Origin of the sequence: Urechidicola vernalis (genome assembly GCF_031846385.1) — a bacterium.
Classification (GTDB): Bacteria; Bacteroidota; Bacteroidia; order Flavobacteriales; family Flavobacteriaceae; genus Urechidicola; species Urechidicola vernalis.
In genome coordinates this window covers 687,207-707,589 of sequence record NZ_JAVRHV010000001.1, presented here as the reverse complement: position 1 = coordinate 707,589, position 20,383 = coordinate 687,207, and the positions used below count along the sequence as shown (strand labels likewise).

Annotated in this window: 18 protein-coding genes; 5 read left to right on the top strand and 13 right to left on the bottom strand. The window is 34.0% G+C overall.

The window, feature by feature from the left end:
• Positions 1 to 3: 3 nt before the first annotated feature.
• The 4 genes from RM519_RS03110 to RM519_RS03095 all read right to left on the bottom strand — a co-directional run bounded on the left by RM519_RS03110 (position 4) and on the right by RM519_RS03095 (position 7,112).
• Positions 4 to 840 (bottom strand): DUF4249 domain-containing protein, encoded by an 837-nt coding sequence (locus RM519_RS03110; protein ID WP_311592070.1) that lies wholly within the window; start codon positions 838 to 840, stop codon positions 4 to 6.
• A gap of 2 nt (positions 841 to 842) precedes the next feature.
• Complete coding sequence (locus RM519_RS03105) at positions 843 to 3,209, bottom strand: TonB-dependent receptor (RefSeq protein ID WP_311592069.1); 2,367 nt, start codon at positions 3,207 to 3,209, stop codon at positions 843 to 845.
• Positions 3,210 to 3,350: 141 nt separating this feature from the next.
• The gene (locus tag RM519_RS03100) at positions 3,351 to 6,197 is read right to left on the bottom strand and encodes a VPS10 domain-containing protein (protein WP_311592068.1); all 2,847 of its coding nucleotides are present in this window, start codon (positions 6,195 to 6,197) and stop codon (positions 3,351 to 3,353) included.
• A 102-nt stretch (positions 6,198 to 6,299) separates the two neighbouring features.
• Positions 6,300 to 7,112, bottom strand: coding sequence for a carboxypeptidase-like regulatory domain-containing protein (locus RM519_RS03095; RefSeq protein WP_311592067.1), 813 nt, complete (start codon positions 7,110 to 7,112; stop codon positions 6,300 to 6,302).
• A 167-nt stretch (positions 7,113 to 7,279) separates the two neighbouring features.
• Here RM519_RS03095 and mnmA point away from each other — a divergent pair, with 167 nt between their 5' ends.
• Both mnmA and RM519_RS03085 read left to right on the top strand, forming a co-directional pair.
• Positions 7,280 to 8,467 carry a tRNA 2-thiouridine(34) synthase MnmA gene (gene mnmA / locus RM519_RS03090; RefSeq protein ID WP_311592066.1) on the top strand — a complete coding sequence of 396 codons (1,188 nt, stop codon included), beginning with the start codon at positions 7,280 to 7,282 and terminating at the stop codon, positions 8,465 to 8,467.
• A 9-nt stretch (positions 8,468 to 8,476) separates the two neighbouring features.
• Positions 8,477 to 9,409, top strand: coding sequence for an NAD(P)H-dependent flavin oxidoreductase (locus tag RM519_RS03085; RefSeq protein ID WP_311592065.1), 933 nt, complete (start codon positions 8,477 to 8,479; stop codon positions 9,407 to 9,409).
• A 46-nt stretch (positions 9,410 to 9,455) separates the two neighbouring features.
• On the opposite strand, the gene RM519_RS03080 is transcribed toward RM519_RS03085, so the two are convergent.
• From RM519_RS03080 to mtaB, 5 genes are all read right to left on the bottom strand, one after another.
• Positions 9,456 to 10,058, bottom strand: coding sequence for a hypothetical protein (locus tag RM519_RS03080; RefSeq protein WP_311592064.1), 603 nt, complete (start codon positions 10,056 to 10,058; stop codon positions 9,456 to 9,458).
• Between the two features lie 35 nt (positions 10,059 to 10,093).
• Positions 10,094 to 10,465, bottom strand: a complete 372-nt coding sequence (locus tag RM519_RS03075; RefSeq protein WP_311592063.1) for a sulfite exporter TauE/SafE family protein — start codon at positions 10,463 to 10,465, stop codon at positions 10,094 to 10,096.
• A gap of 10 nt (positions 10,466 to 10,475) precedes the next feature.
• On the bottom strand, positions 10,476 to 11,393 hold the full coding sequence (locus RM519_RS03070) for a lytic transglycosylase domain-containing protein (protein WP_311592062.1): 918 nt from the start codon (positions 11,391 to 11,393) through the stop codon (positions 10,476 to 10,478).
• A gap of 143 nt (positions 11,394 to 11,536) precedes the next feature.
• A complete protein-coding gene (locus RM519_RS03065) occupies positions 11,537 to 12,199 on the bottom strand; it encodes an alpha/beta hydrolase (protein ID WP_311592061.1) in 663 nt (220 codons plus the stop codon).
• 51 nt (positions 12,200 to 12,250) lie between these two features.
• On the bottom strand, positions 12,251 to 13,585 hold the full coding sequence (mtaB, locus tag RM519_RS03060; protein WP_311592060.1) for a tRNA (N(6)-L-threonylcarbamoyladenosine(37)-C(2))-methylthiotransferase MtaB: 1,335 nt from the start codon (positions 13,583 to 13,585) through the stop codon (positions 12,251 to 12,253).
• Positions 13,586 to 13,632: 47 nt separating this feature from the next.
• Between mtaB and RM519_RS03055 the strand changes: the two genes are divergently transcribed.
• Positions 13,633 to 14,142: a GNAT family N-acetyltransferase gene (locus RM519_RS03055; RefSeq protein ID WP_311592058.1), complete on the top strand. Its 510-nt coding sequence runs from the start codon at positions 13,633 to 13,635 to the stop codon at positions 14,140 to 14,142.
• Positions 14,139 to 14,456 carry an antibiotic biosynthesis monooxygenase family protein gene (locus RM519_RS03050; protein WP_311592057.1) on the top strand — a complete coding sequence of 106 codons (318 nt, stop codon included), beginning with the start codon at positions 14,139 to 14,141 and terminating at the stop codon, positions 14,454 to 14,456. The genes RM519_RS03055 and RM519_RS03050 overlap by 4 nt, the downstream gene beginning before the upstream one ends.
• A gap of 6 nt (positions 14,457 to 14,462) precedes the next feature.
• Here RM519_RS03050 and RM519_RS03045 read toward each other — a convergent pair whose 3' ends face one another.
• The 3 genes from RM519_RS03045 to clpB form a co-directional block, all read right to left on the bottom strand.
• Positions 14,463 to 15,260, bottom strand: a complete 798-nt coding sequence (locus RM519_RS03045) for an aldose epimerase family protein (RefSeq protein WP_311592056.1) — start codon at positions 15,258 to 15,260, stop codon at positions 14,463 to 14,465.
• A gap of 96 nt (positions 15,261 to 15,356) precedes the next feature.
• Entirely contained in the window at positions 15,357 to 15,818 is a 462-nt protein-coding gene (locus RM519_RS03040) for a nuclear transport factor 2 family protein (RefSeq protein ID WP_311592055.1), read from the bottom strand.
• A gap of 49 nt (positions 15,819 to 15,867) precedes the next feature.
• Positions 15,868 to 18,456, bottom strand: a complete 2,589-nt coding sequence (gene clpB, locus RM519_RS03035) for an ATP-dependent chaperone ClpB (protein WP_311592054.1) — start codon at positions 18,454 to 18,456, stop codon at positions 15,868 to 15,870.
• A gap of 157 nt (positions 18,457 to 18,613) precedes the next feature.
• Between clpB and ytxJ the strand changes: the two genes are divergently transcribed.
• Positions 18,614 to 18,991: a bacillithiol system redox-active protein YtxJ gene (ytxJ, locus tag RM519_RS03030; protein WP_311592053.1), complete on the top strand. Its 378-nt coding sequence runs from the start codon at positions 18,614 to 18,616 to the stop codon at positions 18,989 to 18,991.
• Here the strand turns inward: ytxJ and fahA are convergent.
• Complete coding sequence (gene fahA, locus RM519_RS03025; protein ID WP_311592051.1) at positions 18,988 to 20,259, bottom strand: fumarylacetoacetase; 1,272 nt, start codon at positions 20,257 to 20,259, stop codon at positions 18,988 to 18,990. The two genes, ytxJ and fahA, sit on opposite strands and share 4 nt — an antisense overlap.
• Between the last annotated feature and the right edge of the window lie 124 nt (positions 20,260 to 20,383).

Sequence of the window (20,383 nt, the reverse complement as noted above, 5' to 3'; positions counted from 1 at the left end):
AGTTTACTGAAACGTATAACTATCTATTACTACTTCCGAACATCTAAAGTATCCAAAAGCGTAGTTGTCTGGGTTATTTGGATTGGTGCAATTTCCTCTCAGAGCAACAGGTGTAGCACCAAAAGGGCCACCACTATCAGTTTGTGCAATTAGCAATTGCATAAATCTATGATATTGCTTAGAAATTCCATAAAAATGGATATCAACAACATCTCCAGGAGCAAATTCAACTTGATTGATATCTTCATCTTCTAAGCGCTCATAAAACATGGTTATTTGATTTCCATCCGTAAATTCATCTGCCATATCGATTAAATCAGGCAGTAAGTCTCCTTCTTTTTGAAACTTGAATAGATAAAAATTTTCGATGTTGGCAACATCGGTATACTGCACATTAACCTCAAGCGCGTCTTCATCAAATCCATTTTCTGTAGATTGATAAATGTCATCAATATCTGATACAGAAGTCATTGTTTCATGAGCAATATAGGTTTCTCCATTTTGAATAACTTCCAACCGATATGTATTGTTTAATATTGGGATAAAGGTACTAGTTGTATAGGTTCCATCGTTTTGATCATCAAAAATAAAAACATCATTGGTGTTTTCATTGGTAACTCGAACATCAGCCCCAGTGACCATTGGCATATTATTTTCATCGAAATACGGAGTAGATAAACTCAATTTAACCAATTGTTCATTTCCGATTGTGTTCTTTTCCCAGTCTATAGAAGCTTCAATAACCAATCTTGGTTCTGCAATTGGAACATCAACATCAATTACATCTGTGCAAGAAATAAACGAGAGCGTTACTAATAATATATATATAATCTTTTTCATGCTTAAAATTTAAAGTTGTACGTAACTGAAGGTACTATTCCGAAAATAGCCGTTCTAGTAGCCTCATTTGCGCCTGTTTCTCTATTCTGACCGAAGGATATGGCCGCAGCATTTTTGCGGTTGTACACGTTGTAAATTCCAAATATCCATTCTCCTTTCCATTTATTTTGAGGTCTTTTATTGGGAACATAAGTAGCGGAAATATCAATACGATGATAACTTGGTAATCTGTTTGAATTACGAGGAGCGTAACTCGCTATTTGCAAATCTTCATAGGTATATTGACCGTCTGGGTAGGTAACAGGTCTTCCTGTTTGATAAATGAAATTTGCACCAAATGTCCATTTGTCATTTTGCTTATAACTTCCAGTTACCGAAAAATCGTGAGTTCGATCGTACCCAGAATAATACCAATCTCCATCATTAATTCCAGGTCCACCTGCCGATCCACCAGGAGTTCTCTGCTCAGTCTTAGAAATTGTATAAGCGAACCAGCCCGTAAATCTACCTTTTGTTTTTCTTAATAACATCTCCAATCCGTAAGCTCTAGACTCTCCATTCAATACTTCCGTTTCAATGGTATTCTGCCCAATTAGATTCGAACCATCTATATAATCTAAGCGATTATTTACAGTTTTATAATATCCTTCAACTTCTAAACTTAATTGTTTGTTGTTAAAGTTTCTGAAGTATCCTAAAGCATATTGATCTGATAATTGAGGTTGTACATATTGACCACTAGGTGTCCAAACATCTAAAGGCGTAACAGAAGTTGTATTAGATAGCAAGTGTATGTATTGTGCTACGCGAGAATAACCTGCTTTAATTGATGAAGACTCTGAAACTTGATACGAAATGCCAGCTCTCGGTTCAAAATTCCCGAAGTTTTTTATAGACTCGCTTTTTCCATATTCGGTTTCGCCAATAGGGTTTCCTGATTCATAAATGCCAAGTGCTTCATTATAAACTACAGGTTGATCATTTTCATAAAGCACCATAGATTGACCACCTAATCTGTTAAAGTAACTATATCTAAAGCCATAATTGGCTGTAATTTTGTCTGTTAGTTTATGTTCTGCATTGATATAAACGCCGCTTTCAAAAGCCCTTTTTTGATCTAATTGTAAAAAGTTAATTGCTGAATCGTCGGTTGTCGGATTGATTTGACCTGGATCAAAATCATAATAAATACCGTTAACTCCAAAATCTAATTTAAAAGAATCGCTTGCGTAATATTTTAAGTCATATTTGGCATTAAAATTTTTAATAGAGGAGACCCAATCAAATTCGAAAAGGTTTAAGGTTAGATCATAATCGTATTTGCTGTAAATTAAAGAAGCGTTAGAAAACAATTGATCATTAAAAATATGATTCCATCTTAGGTTGGCTGATGCATTACCGTAACTGTTTTCAAAGGCTCCTGAAAAATTAAAATCATCTCTTCCAAAATATCCAGAGAGGAATAATTTGTTTTTTTCGCCCAAAGCATAATTTGCTTTTAAGTTTAAATCATAAAAACTAGCGCTATTTTCTTCTCCTGCGGCTTTTAAAAATAGATGTGCATAAGAGCCTCTACCGGCGACTAAAAACGAACCTTTATCCTTGACTATAGGACCTTCAGCAGCAAGTCTACTAGAAATACTACCAATTCCACCAGTTAAATGGAAATCCTTATTGTTTCCATCTTTTTGACGTACATCTAGAACAGATGAAACACGTCCACCATATTTTGCAGGAATATTTCCTTTATATAATGTAATGTCTTTAATGGCATCGGCATTAAAGACAGAGAAAAATCCAAGTAGGTGAGAGGTATTATAAATAATGGCTTCATCTAGTAAAACTAAGTTTTGATCTACTGCACCACCACGCACATTAAAGCCGCTGGAACCTTCTCCGCTATTTGTAATTCCGGGTAAAAGTTGAATTGATTTTATAATATCAATTTCTCCTAATACAACAGGAATTTTTTTAATAGAAGCCATTTGTACTTTGGTAACTGACATCTGAGGCGTTCTTATGTTCACTGATTCAGATTCCGTAGATTCAATGACAACCTCGTCTAATTGTTCGGTTTCTTCAATTACTTCAAAATCGATCTTCTGATCTTTATCTAAAACAATCTCCTGCGACTGTTCTGAGTATCCAATAAATGAAATTGTTAAGGTGTAAGTACCTTTTGGTGCTGAGATAGAGTAAAATCCATACTCGTTACTTTGTGCACCTATGGTAGTTCCGTTTAAATAAATAGTGGCCCCATATATGGTTTCTCCATTTAGTTGATCTTTAACAATTCCACTGATGGTATAATTTTCTTGTGCGAAAATTGTAGTTGAAATAAGTAGAAATAGGAATGTTATTTTTTTCATTAGCAATGTCTAAAATATAAAAACAAAATTATGGCAATTAGAACGATTGTAAATAACGATTATTTCATTTTAACATAATCATTTGAAATAAAAAAAGGCAACTGCTTTTAACTAGTTGCCTTTTAATTTTTTAGATCAAATTTATTTTATTTCCAGTTTGGTCTTTTCGTCACCAATTTTAACAGTATAGGTGCCTTTCTTTAAATAATACTTTCCATTATCTGCTGGCTTTAAAGGCTTCTCTTTATTCTTTTTGTTATAGGCATTAACCGCTTTTTTAGAATACGTTAAATCATAATTTGCAGCATTGAAACCTTTATCTGTGTTTGATTTAAACTCGTTTATAATATTATCTTCAGTATCTAAAATTTGTATCAAAACTTCATTCGTTTTTGCGGAATAAAATTCAATTTGTTTAGATGGTTCATATGGAATTCCCCAAGACCCTCTCTTAGCCCCCCATCTTGATGATGCTCTTATCGAAGATACATCGAATAATGTTAAATCAGAAGTCAATTTCTTTTCATTCATCTGCTGAATGTTTGCAATTGAAGTTTTATAGATACTTCTACCATGGGTTCCGATTAATAAATGCTTTGCCTCTGGTTGAATAACAATATCATGAACTGCTGCAGCATTTAATCCTTTAGAAAACAATTCCCAAGATTCCCCTTGGTTAAAAGAAATATAGGTGCCATTATCTGTTCCAACATAAAGTATGTTTTCGTTTTCTGTATCTTCTCTAATTACGTTTACGGCAGCCGTTGGTATGTTGGAACTAATAGTTTTCCATGTTTTACCATAATCATCACTCTTATAAACATACACATTAAAATCATCCCATCTATAACCATTTAAGGTAAGATACACACGCTCCTTTTTATGCTTAGAGGCTATTACTCTAGATACCCATAAATCCTTTGGTAATGATGTTGAAATATGCTCCCAAGTTCCACCACCGTTTTTGGTTACATGAACAAGTCCATCATCGCTTCCAGTATATATCAGACCAAACTGAAAAGGAGACTCGTCTATTGTTGTTAGTGTTCCATAAGCAACATTTCCTTTTTTACCACCATTGGTTAAGTCATCGCTTATAGCTTCCCAATCATCTCCTTTATTCATAGATCGCATTAATTTATTTCCTCCTAAATACAAGATATCTTGATTGTGAGGAGAAAGTAGAATTGGAGTTTGCCAGTTGAAACGATATGGATTTTCTCCTAAAGTATGTTTAGGTTGTATGTAGGTGTTTTTATTTTTTGCTCTATCAATTCTAAAATAATTTCCAAATTGGAATCCGGTATATACGATATCCGAATTTCTATTATCAATTTGGATTTGCATTCCATCTCCACCCATAATTCCTTTCCATGGGTAATCCCCGCTACCGTGCCATCTTGTGCTTTCCGTTGCATTATGAGGTCCAACCCAAACACCATTGTCTTGAAGTCCTCCATATACATTGTAATTTTTCTCGTGGTCTATATTTATGGCGTAGAATTGACCAACTGAAGGAGAATTATTCTTAATCCAATTTTCACCATCGTCATAAGTAATATTAACTCCCCCGTCATTACCATTTATTAAGTGGTTTGCATTTTCTGGGTTGATCCAAAGAGCGTGATGATCAGAATGTACATTACTAGCGCTAATGGATGAATACGTTTTACCTCCATCTTTAGATTTAACAATTGGAACTCCATAAATATAAATGTGTTCAGCGTTATGAGGTGAAACATAAATATGGCCGAAATAATAACCATAACTAAAATACAAGCCTTCTAAATAGTCTTCATGTGTTTTGTTCCAAGTAGTTCCTCCGTCTGTACTTTTATAAACTTCAGCTCCTATTACTGGAGTGTCAAATAATAAGGAATTAGCATCTTCTAAATAGTTAGCAATGTCAATTGGTTGCACAGAACCACTTGAAACAAGTTGTTTTACATTCTCAGCACGATACTTTTCTTGAAATCCGTTTTGCTTTAAAAAAGCATTTAATTTAGAATTGTCCAATGCCATAAAATCGTCCTTAGACATAGTTTTAAAATCATCTTTAACTAGCATTTCTTTCGACGTATCTTTAGAAGTTTCTTCCGGTCTTCTGAATTGACTGTCATGAATAGCGTATATTGTATTGCTGTCGTAAATTGCCAATCCTATTCTACCAACGCCATCACCAGTTGGGAACCCGCTTTTTTCCGTAGAAACTTTGACCCATGATTCCCCTGCGTCAGTACTTTTGTAAATTCCCGAATTATTTCCATTCCCACTAAAATTCCAGGCTTTTCTGTCTTTAGTCCAAGATGAGGCAAACATTAAATTATAGTCATTCGGATTTACTTGAACATCAATTATTCCAGAGGCTTCATCAACAAATAAGGATTGTTTCCATGTTTTACCGCCATCTGTAGTTTTGTACATTCCACGCTCTTTATTAGTAGAATACAAATGTCCTGTAACTCCAACAACTACTTCATTTTTATCTTTTGGATTGATTAGAATTCGTGCAATGTGGTGAGAATCGTGTAAACCTACATTTGCCCATGTTTCTCCATTGTCGTCAGATTTTAATAAACCAATTCCAGCATAAGTCGAGCGAGAAGCATTGTTCTCTCCAGTACCTACCCAGATTGTTCTGCTTGCCCAATGCACATCTATATCAGCTATATTTTGAGTGTCCGCATTGTCTATAATAGGGGTAAAGGTTGTTCCATTATTTGTTGTATGCCAAACACCTCCAGAGGCATAGGCTACATAAAATTCAGTAGGTTCAACAGGATTTACGGCCAAATCTACTACACGACCGCTCATAACCGTTGGACCTATATTTGTAAACTCGATATTTTTGACCAATGAAGTATTAGCCATTTCATTCTTAAGTTTTAATGCTTCTTGAATTTTAGAAGAAGAAGTAGCCTGAGGTTGAGCATAAATAAGAGTTGCACAGCAAACGAGTGCAGCAGTTAAAAGTAATTTTATTTTCATGATTAGAATTTTAAAATGAAAGATTCAGAGCTCATGTTAAGGAATTTGGAATCTTTTATATTTTTTTTGAGAGCGTCTCAAAAGTATCAAAAAAAATGTGATTTAATCTTTTTTAGTAGTTCCTTTTTTAACAGCGCGATAATTTTCGTAGCACTCAATTACTGCTTCGATAACTTGAATGTCACTTGCATTTTTCACAAAGTATTCCGAGTAGTTGCATTCATCAAGCAATTCATTTAACTCCTGTCTGCTCATTTCTAAGTATTCGAGCATTAACTCTCTGTTAACCTTTGAATTCAACATGTCTCTTACTTCATTTTCTTCGCGCATTTGCTTCAACTTTTTTAACTGCTTTGGCTTAGAGCCAAATAGGTTATATACAAAGTCAACGGGATGGAAAATTGCATCAACTGGAGAAGAGTATGTTTTCTTTTTAGGTTTACCTACTTCGTAGGTTTGAGGTAATCCATTAATATGAATCCTCGTGTATTTGTCAGTAGGTACATTTTTAGAATCGATTTCTAAAACACCGACCAATTGAATCGTTTGTACTTGTACTTCTTCAATTAGCTCCGCTTGTTCATACAGAGATATATCTAATGGGTTTCCTTTAGTTAAATCGTTGGTAATTTTAACTTTTAATGATTGATATCCTAAATGGGATAAAAATATAGTATCATTTGCTTTTACCGGAATCGTAAAGTTTCCTTCGCTATCACTAATGGCTCCTCTAATAGTATTCATGTTAAAAACATGAGCACCTGCCAATGGTTTTTTATCATCACCACTTACTATTTTTCCAGTAAGTTCAATTATTTCATCACTAACTTCAGATACAGTGTCTTTTGCTTGTTCTTGAGCAATACCAACAAAAGAGCAAGATAAAATGGCTATGAGGAGTAATTTTTTAATCATAGTGCAAGTATACTAATAATTATGATGTTAAAAGTTAAAGAACTGTGAAACATCCTTAAAAAATTACCGACTTAAGAATTGCATAAATTATAGTGTTTTGGACGAGTTCATTTTGTACATCAAAAACTTAAAAAAAGACGTATATTTGCAATCTTAAATTTTTGATAATGAAACGAGTAATAGTTGGTCTTTCTGGAGGTGTAGATAGTAGTGTAACTGCTTATTTATTGCAGCAGCAAGGGTATGAAGTTATAGGCCTATTTATGAAGAATTGGCATGATGATTCAGTTACTATTTCTAATGAATGCCCATGGTTAGAGGATAGTAATGATGCTATGTTAGTTGCAGAAAAATTGGGAATACCGTTTCAAGTTGTTGATTTAAGTGAACAATACAAAGAAAAGATTGTTAATTATATGTTCCGTGAGTATGAAATGGGACGTACTCCGAATCCAGATGTACTTTGTAACAGAGAGATAAAATTTGATGTTTTTATGAAAATTGCGCTTGATTTAGGAGCCGATTTTGTTGCAACTGGTCATTATTGTCGAAAAGGTGAAATTGAAAAAGACGGAGAGAAGATATATCAGTTAAAAGCAGGAGTAGATGGTAATAAAGATCAATCGTATTTTTTATGTCAACTATCTCAAGAGCAATTGAAAAAATCGTTATTCCCGATAGGTGAATTAACGAAGCCAGAAGTAAGAGCCATTGCAGCGGAGCAAAACCTTGTAACTGCCGAAAAGAAAGATTCACAAGGACTTTGCTTTATTGGAAAAGTTCGTTTGCCAGAATTTTTGCAACAGCAATTACAACCTAAACAAGGTGTAATTGTTCAAGTTCCAAAAGAGTCGAATGTGTTTAATGCGGAAAAACCCGTATTTAATTCCTTTGAGGATGAATTAAAGTTTAAGGCTACAAAGTTTATCTATAACCAACAAGATGGAAAAGTTGTGGGTACGCATCAAGGAGCGCATTATTTTACCAAAGGACAACGTAAAGGGTTAAATGTTGGTGGAACCAAAGAAGGGCTTTACGTAATTGAAACGGATGTAAATGAGAATGTTATTTATGCGGGTGAAGGTAAACAGCATCCAGGATTATATCGTCATGTTTTACATGTTAATAATGAAGAGATCCATTGGGTTCGTGAAGATTTAGAACTCGCCAATGGCGAATCAATGCCTGTTCAAGCTCGAATTCGTTATAGACAACAACTAGAGAATGCAATTTTATATAAGTTTGAAGATGGTTTGTACGTCTCATTTAAAAATGCACAATCGGCTATTACAGAAGGACAGTTTGTTGCTTGGTATGTGAATGAAGAATTATTAGGTTCGGGAGTTATTTCTTAACTTCGTACTATGCAAAATAGTATCACAGAACTTTTCAAAATTAAATATCCAATTATTCAAGGTGGAATGGTATGGAACAGTGGTTGGCGCTTGGCATCTGCTGTTAGTATTGCTGGAGGTCTAGGACTAATTGGGGCCGGAAGTATGTATCCTGAGGTTTTAAGAGAGCACATTCAGAAATGCAAGAAATCTACAGGGAACCCTTTTGGAGTGAACGTTCCATTATTGTATCCAAATATTGAGGAAATAATGGATATTATTGTGAAGGAGGATATTAAAATTGTGTTTACTTCTGCCGGGAATCCTAAGTCATGGACTACTTTTTTAAAGGATAAAGGAATTACAGTAGTGCATGTGGTAAGCAGTGTAAAGTTTGCATTAAAAGCACAAGATGCCGGAGTAGATGCTGTGGTTGCTGAAGGTTTTGAGGCAGGAGGTCATAATGGAAGAGAAGAGACTACTACTTTCACCTTGATTCCGATGGTAAAAGAACAGATAAATATTCCATTACTTGCTGCAGGTGGAATTGCAACCGGAAGAGGAATGTTAGCGGCAATGGTTTTAGGAGCGGACGGAGTGCAAATTGGAAGTAGGTTCGCTGCAAGTACGGAATCATCAGCACATGATAATTTCAAACAAAGAGTTGTAGACACAAAAGAAGGAGGTACTCAGTTAACATTGAAAGAATTGGCTCCTGTTAGGCTTATAAAGAATCAATTTTTTGATGAAGTTCAGGAGTTATATAAAGAAAACCCAACCAAAGAACAATTAAAAGAGTTATTAGGAAGAGGTAGGGCTAAAAAAGGAATGTTAGAAGGTGATTTGGTAGATGGTGAATTGGAAATCGGGCAGATTGCTGGGCTTATTCATGATATAAAACCAGTGTCAGAAATTATAAAGGAATTAGTTGAAGAGTATGAAGATGTAAAAAAGAGTATATAAAAAACGGCTTCCAAATGGAAGCCGTTTTTTATATAAATTCAATTTTCTAAAATGCTATTCCAAATCCAATATTTGCAATTACATAACCAGAATCACTCATTCCTGGAAATTCAGGTCTTTCTATTAAAAAAGTGTCGCTTATGGTACTCGTTTCTCCTGTAACTTCGACTTCCGATGGAATATCTCCAAAACCATAACCAATTTCTCCTCTAAAGAATAATATTCCACCAAGTTTAATTCCTGCTTTAACATTTAAGGTTCCTGCCGTGAAATCTCCAGTTGCCTTAGCATAATTATTTCCGTCGTCACTAACATCATAATACGTTGCGTCTATATTAATGTTACCATAACCAATAGACCCATATAATCCTTTTCCTTTTGTTCCTAAATATACATTCGAACCGATTTCAAAATATGATAATGACTCATCTACGCCTTCAACTCTAACATCAGTTGCAAACCCATTATAGTTTGCGAAAAATGATAATCTATTATCGAGTGCACCTGTAACATATTCTGCATTTAAACCGATTACACCAGGTAAACCACCTCTAATGTCGAACGCAACACGCCTTACATCTTGGGCATATGAATTGGAAATTGTAGAGAATGCAATTGCAACTGCAAGAAGGAAAGTTATCTTTTTCATATTTAATTAATTTAATTACTCAAATATAATAAATATTATTTGCTAAAGAAGATCAATTTTATGGCAATAATTAACATAAAAACACCAAAGATTTTCTTAAGTAATAATTGATCTATTTTGAGCGCTAGTTTAGATCCCAAAAAACCACCTACTATAAAGACTGCGGACGCAATAAGTGCTAGTTTCCAATTAACTTCTCCTGCTTTATGGTAGTTATATACGGCTAAAAAAGTAACAGGAGGCAGCATTACGGCTAAACTCATACCTTGGGCGTTGTGCTGTGTTAATCCAAGTAATAACACGAATAATGGAACCATTATTACACCGCCACCAACGCCGACCAATCCACTTAAAATACCTGCGCACAGACCAATTATAACAAGAATTAAAATAGTTGATAACGTCATTTTCATTTGTTTATTCAGGTAGTTTGATATGGTAAAGTTTTCTTGACTTGTTGTTTAAATGATTCTCTCTTAACCAAGGATTATGAATTTTTAATTCTTTATAATTTGTTCCAAAATTCTTAGCAAACAAGGCAATATCTGTAATAGCAGTATCTACTTTTACCAATTTTGTTTTTTCTAATTTGTATAAATCTTCTTGGTCGTACTTAAATCCAAAGTTTTGAGGGTTTTTTAAAATTTCTTTAACGGCAACAATTCTAAAAACATAACGACCCGTTTCTTGACCTAATAACAAGTCGTAGTAATTATCTACACGTTGACTTTTAAGACGTCTTGCCATTCCATAGTTACCGCCATTATAGGCGGCAGCCGCCAATGTCCATGAATCAAATCGTTCGTATGCCTTTTTTAAATATTTACAAGCAACTTCGGTCGACATTTCGATATGGTAACGCTCATCTACATTACTATTTACTTCCAAACCGTTCTCTTTAGCGGTTCCTTTCATTATTTGCCAAAATCCTCTTGCTCCCGCATGGGATGTAACTTGCAGAAACCCGCTTTCAATGAGTGCTAAATATTTAAAGTCGTCCGGGATACCATTTTTTTTCAAAATCGGCTCAATTATTGGAAAATATTTATGAGCGCGTTTCATCATTAATAAACTATTAGATTGCCAATAAGTATTCACCAATAATTCGCGATCCATTCGTTCTCTAATATCAGGGATATCAATAGGAACTAGTTCACCTGCAAAGTTAACTCCATCAGGAATTTTTAGTGCTTTAATTTTGTAGGTATCATCAGATTTCTCTTCAGTTAATTTATCGGAAACTTCTTCATTTGTTGGGTTGAATTTTGCATTAATAAGCACTCCGCTTAAAAGTACAATGCAAAAAATAGTAAGGATTCGTGTTAACTTGTTCATCGATTCAAAAGTTTAAATTTTAGTAGGGTTCAGCATAAAGTTAGTTATTCCTCAATCGATTCTACCGATTGTAAAATATCGGATGTAAGATACGGAAAAATATAGGGTATAACACGTATGGTTAAGGTGTTTTTAACAAACTTTTAAACAGATTCAGAAAGGATTTTTAGCAATATTTCATTTATTTTTTTTGCCTTATTTAAAATCATGGCATGTGTACCATTTTTAATTTTTATATAATTTGAAATGTGCTTGCTTGGAAATATTTCATCATTAGTGCCGTGAATATGATACAAGTTAGAAACAGGTTCAGATTCTGTCCAATGTAGAACATTGTAAACCGCCCATCTTAAATATAAGGGGTCTCTAACGGAAAGATACATATTGAATTGTTCTACTTTTTTCTTCGCAATAGTTGGAAATGTATTTTCTATGAAATTAGCAATTGCGCTAATTGTTTTATCTGGGAATAACTTATAAGCCTTTGTTATTTTCGGAATTCGCAATCGTTTGGGTAATTCTAATGAACTCTTTATGCTTGAAATGATAATAGTCTTCTGTGGATTTACAATTCTACTCATTTCTTGTACCATTATTCCACCAAAAGAAACACCTATTAATACACAGTTTTTCTCCGAAATCGATTCGCAGAGCCTTTCAGATATTTCTTGAATAGATTCGTTTTCTGATTTTGGTATGACCCATTCTAAATAGTGCAGTACATATGTATCCGATGGAAGAGCGATATAATCGAAAATTTTTGAACTGGCACCAAGGCCTGGCATCAGGTATACATGTGTTTTCAAAAGACAATGTTATAAATTGTTTCTCAAAAATACAATAAAATACCAATTGTATTAGGCGCTCGCTTGTTTAGCTATAAAATTGAATCTAACTAAGCCGTCCTCATCAATTTCAGTTAACGTTACCTTTTGTAAAGTATTCACCAATTCAGGATTCCAAGGTGTTTTAACTTTTACATAATTTTCAGTGAATCCATGAATATAGCCTTCTTTATTTTCACTTTCAAAAAGTACAGTTAAGGTATTTCCAATCTGACTTTCATAAAAAGCACGTCGTTTTTTGACAGATAGTCCCCTCAACATTTTACTTCGTTTTGCTCTTTTATTTTTAGGAACAACTCCATCCATTTCAACCGCTTCTGTATTTGGTCTTTCAGAATAAGTGAAAACATGTAAGTATGAAATATCTAGTTCGTTTAAGTAATTATAGGTCTCTAAAAACAATTCATCGGTTTCACCCGGAAAACCAACAATAACATCTACTCCTATACAAGCATTAGGCATTGCCGCCTTAATTTGTGATACACGATCTGTGTACACTTTGCTCATATATCTACGTTTCATTAGTTTTAGTAGTACATCACTTCCAGATTGCAGTGGAATGTGAAAGTGAGGAACAAAACTATTTGAACTTGCTACAAAATCTATGGTTTCATTCTTCAGCAAGTTAGGTTCTATTGAAGAGATTCTTAGTCTATGAATTCCATCCACTTTATCCAATGCCTGCACTAACTCAAAAAAAGTATGTTCGTGTTTTTTATTTCCGAACTCACCTTTACCATAGTCGCCAATATTTACTCCTGTCAAGACAATTTCTTTAATTCCCTTATCTGAAATTTCTTTGGCGTTGTTCAAAACATTTTGAAGTGTGTCACTTCTAGAAATGCCTCGTGCGAGTGGAATGGTACAATAAGTACATTTATAATCACAACCGTCTTGCACTTTTAAGAATGCGCGGGTGCGATCTCCAATAGAGTAGGAGCCTACATAAAAATCAGCATCTTCAATCTCACAAGAATGAACCTCACCCATATCGTTTTTAGATAGGTCGTTGATGTAATCTGTTACTTTGAATTTTTCGGTAGCTCCTAAAACCAAATCAACACCGTCAACAGCCGCTAATTCTTCTGGTTTTAATTGAGCATAACATCCAATTGCAATTAAAAAAGCATTTTCATTCTTCTTTAATGCAGATTTTACAATAGATTTAAATCGCTTATCCGCATTATCAGTAACCGAACATGTATTGATTACATAGATATCTGCAATTTCTTCAAACTCAACTCTCTCAAAACCTTCGTTTTGAAAATTTCGAGCAATAGTAGAAGTTTCAGAAAAATTTAATTTACATCCTAAAGTGTAAAACGCTACTTTTTTTTGTGCACTCATTCTTGTATTTTTATGCGGTGCAAATTTACAATTTTATTATTATTTAAATGACTGAAGGAGTTCTTTTTGAAACGCAAAGATTAATTGTTAGAAAACTGATATTGACTGATTTGAAGGCGTTTCATGAATTGCAAGGGAATCCGAATGTAATGCGATTTGTGAATTCGAAGGTTGGAGATTTCAATGAGAATAAATTAGAGTTAGATAGATTGATTCAGTTTTACGATAAACCTGGAAATGAGTTTCAGATTTATGCTGTCATACTAAAGAATACTCAAAATCTTATAGGTACAGTTGCGTTGGTAAAAATGGATGGAGAAGAAGAAATAGGATATCGTTTTATTGAGAGATTATGGGGAAATGGGTTTGGAAAAGAAATAGTCCCAGCGCTAATTGAGCATTGTCGAAAATTGGGAATATCTGAAATAGTGGCTTATGCAGCTTATGAGAATAAAGCATCGTTAAAAATTATAGAACAGAATGATTTTGTATATGAAAAAGATTCTTTCGCAGAAGATATAGATCAATTAGAACGGAAGTATAAATTAAAATTATGATAGCAAAAACTCCGGAAACACCTTATTATGCGGTGATTTTTACAACATTACGTACCGATGTTGATAAGGGTTATTTAGAAATGGCTGAAAAAATGGAAACTTTAGCCAAAGAGCAGCCTGGTTATTTAGGAATTGAATCTGCGAGAAATGATGTTGGAATAACTGTTTCTTATTGGAGAGATTTAGAATCAATAAAAACATGGAAACATCAAATCGATCATGCCAAAGCAAGAGATTTAGGAAGGGAGTTGTGGTATGCTCAATACCAACTTAGAATTTGCAAAGTTGAAAGAGATTACGGCTTTAATAAATAGTTATTCTTAAGAATAGGGCGTTATGCATACTTCAAATTTTTCTTGACCATTTGCTGCATTGAACATTTCTACTGTTAGGCAATCTGAAGAGGCATTTGGATAATAGGTTATTGGTTCCATACAAAGCATATTATCAACTTCGGTCCAAAGCATAAAGTTTTCGAAACCTTTTAAATCAATTTTGACGTTTAAATTAGAGTCCTTTATGAGATGAATCATTTGCGTGTTTAAAACAGGGAAGGCAGATGCTCCAATATTTAATATATCATCTATTGATATTTCGAAACTCTCTGTTATTACAATTTCTTTTTTACCTCCATTTAATTTAAATGCCGGATGATATCCCAACATATAAGGCATTCCTTTTTCTGCGTTAACAATAAAGGATACTTTTAAGGTCTCGTTTGTTAACTCAAAATTTTTAATAAATTCGAAGTTATAGGGCCATGAAACGATTTTTTCGGTGGATTTGTCTGGAAATTTAGAATTTTTAACGGCTGTATTTTTTAGATATGTTTTTCTAAAAGTTAAACTATTTTTTGTTTGGTCTATCAAGTCGTATTTCAATTCTCGTAACAAGCCATGCTGATCTTGAATACAAGTACCTCTAGGTGTTGAAACTTTGAAGTTGTTAGGAGATGTTGCTCCAATTATTGGAAACATTTCAGTATCTACATTGCGCCAACCTGGATTTCCTTTTTGATGCATAATTTCTTCCGAATTGCATATAAAACTGACTAACTCACCCGCATCAATGGTCGCGTTTAATTTTTTATTTGGACTTTCTACAACTACTTTACTCATAAGTGCAAATATAACACTTGAGTATTTTGGTAGAATCTATAAAACAAAAAAACACCTAGATTATATCTAAGTGCTTTAAAATATATTTTAACGAACTTATTTCACAGCATCAGCGAATTGCTTTGTATCCGTGTACTGCTGAAAGCTAATTATTTTACCATCTTTTAAGGACCATAAATGCGCTACTTGAGCATTTACTTTCTTACCTGTAGTTTTATGAGTGGCTTTGTAACGACCAGTGACTAAAACTTTATTATTATGCATACCGTAGGTTGTTCTTCCATCTACAATAAAGTCATTCCAATCAGCACCTATGCGCTCCATAACTCCTTCTAAAACGGCATCTGCTCCAATATATGGGTTGCCATCATCGTATAAAAAGTTTTCTGCTTCATTCCATTCTACTTCTGGAACTAATTGTGCTTTGAAAGCATCAATATCTCCCGCATCTAGCGACTCATATATTCCGTTTACGACTTTAACATTATCGCTGTCTTCAGAATTGGAACAACTTAAAAATAAACATGCGCTTATTCCTAGTAAAAGTATTTTTTTCATAATATGTTTTGGTCAGAATTTTAAAGTTCTAATGTACAAATAATTATGATTATTTGTTTCTAAACACAAATTTACCATCGAAAGCATCTAATAAAATAGAGCTTTCAGCATTAATTTTTCCCGCCAAAATTTCTTTTGACAATTGATTTAATATCTCGCGCTGAATGACTCTTTTAACAGGCCTTGCTCCAAATTGAGGGTCGTACCCCTTTTCACTTAAAGCTTCTATTGCTTCGTCAGTTGCGTCAAAAGCGATTCCTTTTTCATCGAGCATCTTTTTTAAGTGGTTCAATTGTAATTTAACAATTTGACCAATTTCCTTTTTATTTAAAGGTGTAAACATGATTATTTCGTCTATTCTGTTTAAGAATTCCGGACGAACCGTTTGTTTTAATAACTCTACAACTTCATCCTTTGTTCTATTTGTGATGTCGTCGCGATTAGACATGTCTATATCTTCAAAGCGCTCTTGAATAATATGCGCACCCATATTAGAAGTCATAATTATTATGGCGTTTTTGAAATCCGCAACACGACCTTTATTATCTGTTAATCTTCCTTCATCTAACACTTGCAATAAGATATTAAATGTATCAGGATGCGCCTTTTCGATTTCATCTAATAAAACAATAGAATAGGGCTTTCTTCTAACGGCTTCTGTCAACTGCCCACCTTCGTCATAACCAACGTAGCCCGGAGGTGCTCCAACTAGTCTACTCACTGCATGCCTTTCCTGGTATTCACTCATGTCTATTCTAGTAAGTGCATTTTCGTCATCAAACAAGTAAGTAGCCAATGCTTTTGCTAACTCAGTTTTACCTACACCAGTTGTTCCTAAAAACAGAAATGTCCCAATTGGCTTTTTGTCATCTTGCAAACCTGCTCTAGATCTTCGTACGGCATCCGCAACAGCTTCAATCCCTTCTTCTTGACCGATTACCTTTTTATGCAATTCCTCCTCAAGTTTTAGTAGTTTTTCGCGCTCACCTCGCAGCATTTTTTGAACCGGAATACCTGTCCATTTTGCAATAACTTCCGCAATGTCTTCACTGGTCACTTCTTCTTTGATAAGCGCTGTATCTTGAATTTTAGCCATTTCTTGTTGGAATTTCACCAAGTTCTCTTCTTCAGATTTAATCTTACCATATCTTATTTCTGCAACCAAGCCATAGTTACCTTCTCTTTCTGCCTTATCTGCTTCAAGTTTAAATTGTTCTATCGCTTCCTTCGCAGATTGAATCTTATCAACTATTTCTTTTTCACTTACCCATTTTGCATTGATAGCATTTCGATCCTCTTTAAAGTTTGCTAAATTCTCTTTAAGAGATTTTAATTTAACAGCATCTTTTTCTCTTTTAATGGCTTCAATTTCAATTTCTAGTTGCATTATTTTTCGATCTAGCACATCTAGTTCCTCCGGTTTTGAATTGATTTCCATACGTAATTTTGAGGCAGCTTCATCCATCAAATCAATGGCTTTATCTGGTAAAAATCGATTCGTTATATAACGCTGTGATAATTCTACAGCGGCAATAATTGCATCATCTTTAATTCGAACCTTATGATGCGTTTCATATTTATCTTTAATACCTCTTAAAATTGAAATTGCACTTTCGGTATCTGGTTCATCAACCAAAACTTTTTGGAATCTTCTTTCGAGTGCTTTATCGTTTTCAAAGAATTTTTGATACTCATCTAACGTAGTAGCACCGATTGCTCTCAATTCTCCACGTGCCAATGCAGGTTTTAAAATATTGGCTGCATCCATGGCTCCTTGTCCACCTCCGGCACCAACAAGCGTATGGATTTCGTCAATAAACAATACGATATCTCCACCGGCAGAAATAACTTCTTTTACAACGGACTTTAAGCGTTCTTCAAATTCTCCTTTAAATTTAGCCCCTGCAATTAAGGCACCCATATCCAAAGAGTAAACAACTTTACTTTTTAAGTTTTCAGGTACATCACCTCTTATTATTCTATGTGCAAGACCTTCAGCAATGGCGGTTTTACCAGTACCTGGCTCCCCAACTAAAATAGGGTTGTTCTTAGTTCTTCGCGATAGTATTTGTAGAATGCGTCGAATTTCTTCATCACGACCAATTACCGGATCTAGTTTACCGTCTTTTGCTAGCTGATTTAAATTTTTAGCATACTTATTAAGACTATTATAAGTCTCTTCTGCACTTTGAGAAGTTACATTACTACCTTTCCTTAATTCAGTGATGGCTCTTTTTAAATCTTTCTCATTGATGCCGTTGTCTTTCATTAATTGAGAGACCACATCTTTAGATTTTAAGAGTGCTATTAAAATATGTTCAATGGATACAAATTCATCACCCATCCTTTTGGCAATATTCTCCGTGTCAATTAACATGGAGTTTGCCGTTCTAGAAAGCATGAGTTGAGCGTTGTTTACTTTTGAGAAACTACTTAAAATGCTATTAAGCGCTTTTTCAAAGGTATCTAAATTAACGCCGAATTTGTTTAAAATAAAAGGAACAACGTTTTCATCAACATCGAAAACACCTTTTAATATATGTGCATTTTCAATTTGAGGATGCTCGCTACCTTGAGCAATTTGTTGTGCCTTTTGAATGGCCTCCTGCGATTTTATTGTGAAATTATTAAAATTCATTTTATTTCTTTTTAAATGTTCGAATTCTTTATTTCAAATTGTATTCCAATTAAATTTCTGGCAGAACAGGTGTCAATTTGTCTATATTTTACGAGGGTTTCAAGCCATTTTGTCTGTTTTGAAAGATTCGCGTACTTTTGCCGACAGATTCTGAATTATGAGCATATTAAAAAAGATTTTTGGAGAACCAGAGCAGAAAAGTGAAAATAGGTTGAATTGGATTCCTTTAACTTCAATTGAACAACTAGATGAATTAACTTCTTCAAATAGTGCAATCGCCATTTTTAAACATTCTACACGTTGTATTGTAAGTAGTATGGCTAAAAAGCAACTTGAAAGTAGTTTCGATTTAGATGATACTATTGAAATGTATTATCTAGATTTAATTACATATAGAAATATCTCTAACGAGATAACCGATAGGTTTAACATAAGGCATGAATCTCCTCAATTAATTGTATTGAAAGCTAATAAGGTACAAACCTATGCGTCGCATAGTGCTATTTCAGAAATTGAATTAGAAAAATATATTTAAGCTGGAAGAATTTTCCCTTTACATTCGCCAAATCCGATTCTTACTGAACCGTTGTCGCAATGACCACGTAATATTACAGTATCATTGTCGTTGATAAATTTACGTTCAGAACCATCATTCATTTGAATTGGTTTGGTTCCTTTCCATGCCAATTCTAACATAGACCCGTATGAGTCAGAAGTTGGTCCAGAAATTGTTCCACTACCAAGCATATCACCAGCACGGACATTGCAACCGTTAACCGTATGATGTGTTAATTGTTGAATCATGGTCCAATACATATGCTTAAAATTACTATTTGTAACAACTGTTTCCTCAGTATTTTCAGGCTGAATCGCAACTTGTAATTTTATATCAAAATTATTGTTTTCTTCTTGTTGTAAATAGGGTAGAGGTTCAGGGCTTTGTTCTGTGTTTGTAGTTCTATAAGGCTCTAATGCATCCATAGTAACTATCCATGGTGATATTGTAGAAGCAAAGTTCTTAGCAAGGAAAGGTCCTAAAGGAACGTACTCCCATTTCTGAATATCACGTGCACTCCAGTCATTGAATAACACCATTCCAAAAATATGCTCTTCTGCATTTTCTATAGTTACTGGTTCTCCTAAATCATTGGCATCTGTAGTAATAAATGCCATTTCTAATTCAAAATCGACCAATCTTGATGGTCCAAAAACGGGACTTTTAGCGTCAGCTGGCAACGTTTGACCTTGAGGTCTTTTTATTTCTGTTCCAGAAACAATAATAGATGAAGAACGCCCATGATAGCCAACTGGTATGTGTAACCAATTTGGTAATAATGCGTTTTCAGGATCTCTAAACATGGTTCCAACATTAGTTGCATGTTCTTTACTAGAATAAAAATCGGTATAGTCTCCAATAGCAACAGGCAATTGCATTTCTACATCATCAATATTAAAAATAACAGTCTCTTTTTGCGAAACATTATTTTGCAAAGTAGTATTCTGAATATCAAAAATCTCTCCAATTCTGTTTCTTACCTGTCTTGTGACATTTCTTCCCAAAGAGATAAAGTCATTCAAAGTGTCTTGCATAAATAAATCCTCTGATAAATGCAAGTCATCGAAGTAACCTAACTGTTGCAAAGCACATAAATCTATTGCGTAATTTCCAATTCTTGTTCCAATTGTAATGATGTCATCTTTCGTAATGAAAACGCCAAAAGGAATATTTTGAATTGGAAAATCAGAATTTGAATCGACTTTCAGCCATGATTTCATTTGAGGATTATTAGCGGTAATTTCCATTTTGGGCAATATTTAAGATAATATAATTAGTGAGCAATTTTTGATGCTAAAATAGGAATTTAATCAATATTTACCTGTTTTTTTTTATTTATCATAAACGGGTTCGATTCTTGTTTTTTGATTA

Excerpts from the sequence above, each read along its gene's own strand:
- RM519_RS03110 (WP_311592070.1), bottom strand. The coding sequence starts at position 840 with ATGAAAAAGATTATATATATATTATTAGTAACGCTCTCGTTTATTTCT.
- clpB (WP_311592054.1), bottom strand. The coding sequence starts at position 18,456 with ATGAATTTTAATAATTTCACAATAAAATCGCAGGAGGCCATTCAAAAG.
- ytxJ (WP_311592053.1), top strand. The coding sequence starts at position 18,614 with ATGAGCATATTAAAAAAGATTTTTGGAGAACCAGAGCAGAAAAGTGAA.
- RM519_RS03045 (WP_311592056.1), bottom strand. The coding sequence starts at position 15,260 with ATGAGTAAAGTAGTTGTAGAAAGTCCAAATAAAAAATTAAACGCGACC.
- fahA (WP_311592051.1), bottom strand. The coding sequence starts at position 20,259 with ATGGAAATTACCGCTAATAATCCTCAAATGAAATCATGGCTGAAAGTC.
- RM519_RS03085 (WP_311592065.1), top strand. The coding sequence starts at position 8,477 with ATGCAAAATAGTATCACAGAACTTTTCAAAATTAAATATCCAATTATT.
- mnmA (WP_311592066.1), top strand. The coding sequence starts at position 7,280 with ATGAAACGAGTAATAGTTGGTCTTTCTGGAGGTGTAGATAGTAGTGTA.
- RM519_RS03070 (WP_311592062.1), bottom strand. The coding sequence starts at position 11,393 with ATGAACAAGTTAACACGAATCCTTACTATTTTTTGCATTGTACTTTTA.
- RM519_RS03040 (WP_311592055.1), bottom strand. The coding sequence starts at position 15,818 with ATGAAAAAAATACTTTTACTAGGAATAAGCGCATGTTTATTTTTAAGT.
- RM519_RS03075 (WP_311592063.1), bottom strand. The coding sequence starts at position 10,465 with ATGACGTTATCAACTATTTTAATTCTTGTTATAATTGGTCTGTGCGCA.
- RM519_RS03095 (WP_311592067.1), bottom strand. The coding sequence starts at position 7,112 with ATGATTAAAAAATTACTCCTCATAGCCATTTTATCTTGCTCTTTTGTT.
- RM519_RS03100 (WP_311592068.1), bottom strand. The coding sequence starts at position 6,197 with ATGAAAATAAAATTACTTTTAACTGCTGCACTCGTTTGCTGTGCAACT.
- mtaB (WP_311592060.1), bottom strand. The coding sequence starts at position 13,585 with ATGAGTGCACAAAAAAAAGTAGCGTTTTACACTTTAGGATGTAAATTA.
- RM519_RS03050 (WP_311592057.1), top strand. The coding sequence starts at position 14,139 with ATGATAGCAAAAACTCCGGAAACACCTTATTATGCGGTGATTTTTACA.
- RM519_RS03055 (WP_311592058.1), top strand. The coding sequence starts at position 13,633 with ATGACTGAAGGAGTTCTTTTTGAAACGCAAAGATTAATTGTTAGAAAA.
- RM519_RS03105 (WP_311592069.1), bottom strand. The coding sequence starts at position 3,209 with ATGAAAAAAATAACATTCCTATTTCTACTTATTTCAACTACAATTTTC.
- RM519_RS03080 (WP_311592064.1), bottom strand. The coding sequence starts at position 10,058 with ATGAAAAAGATAACTTTCCTTCTTGCAGTTGCAATTGCATTCTCTACA.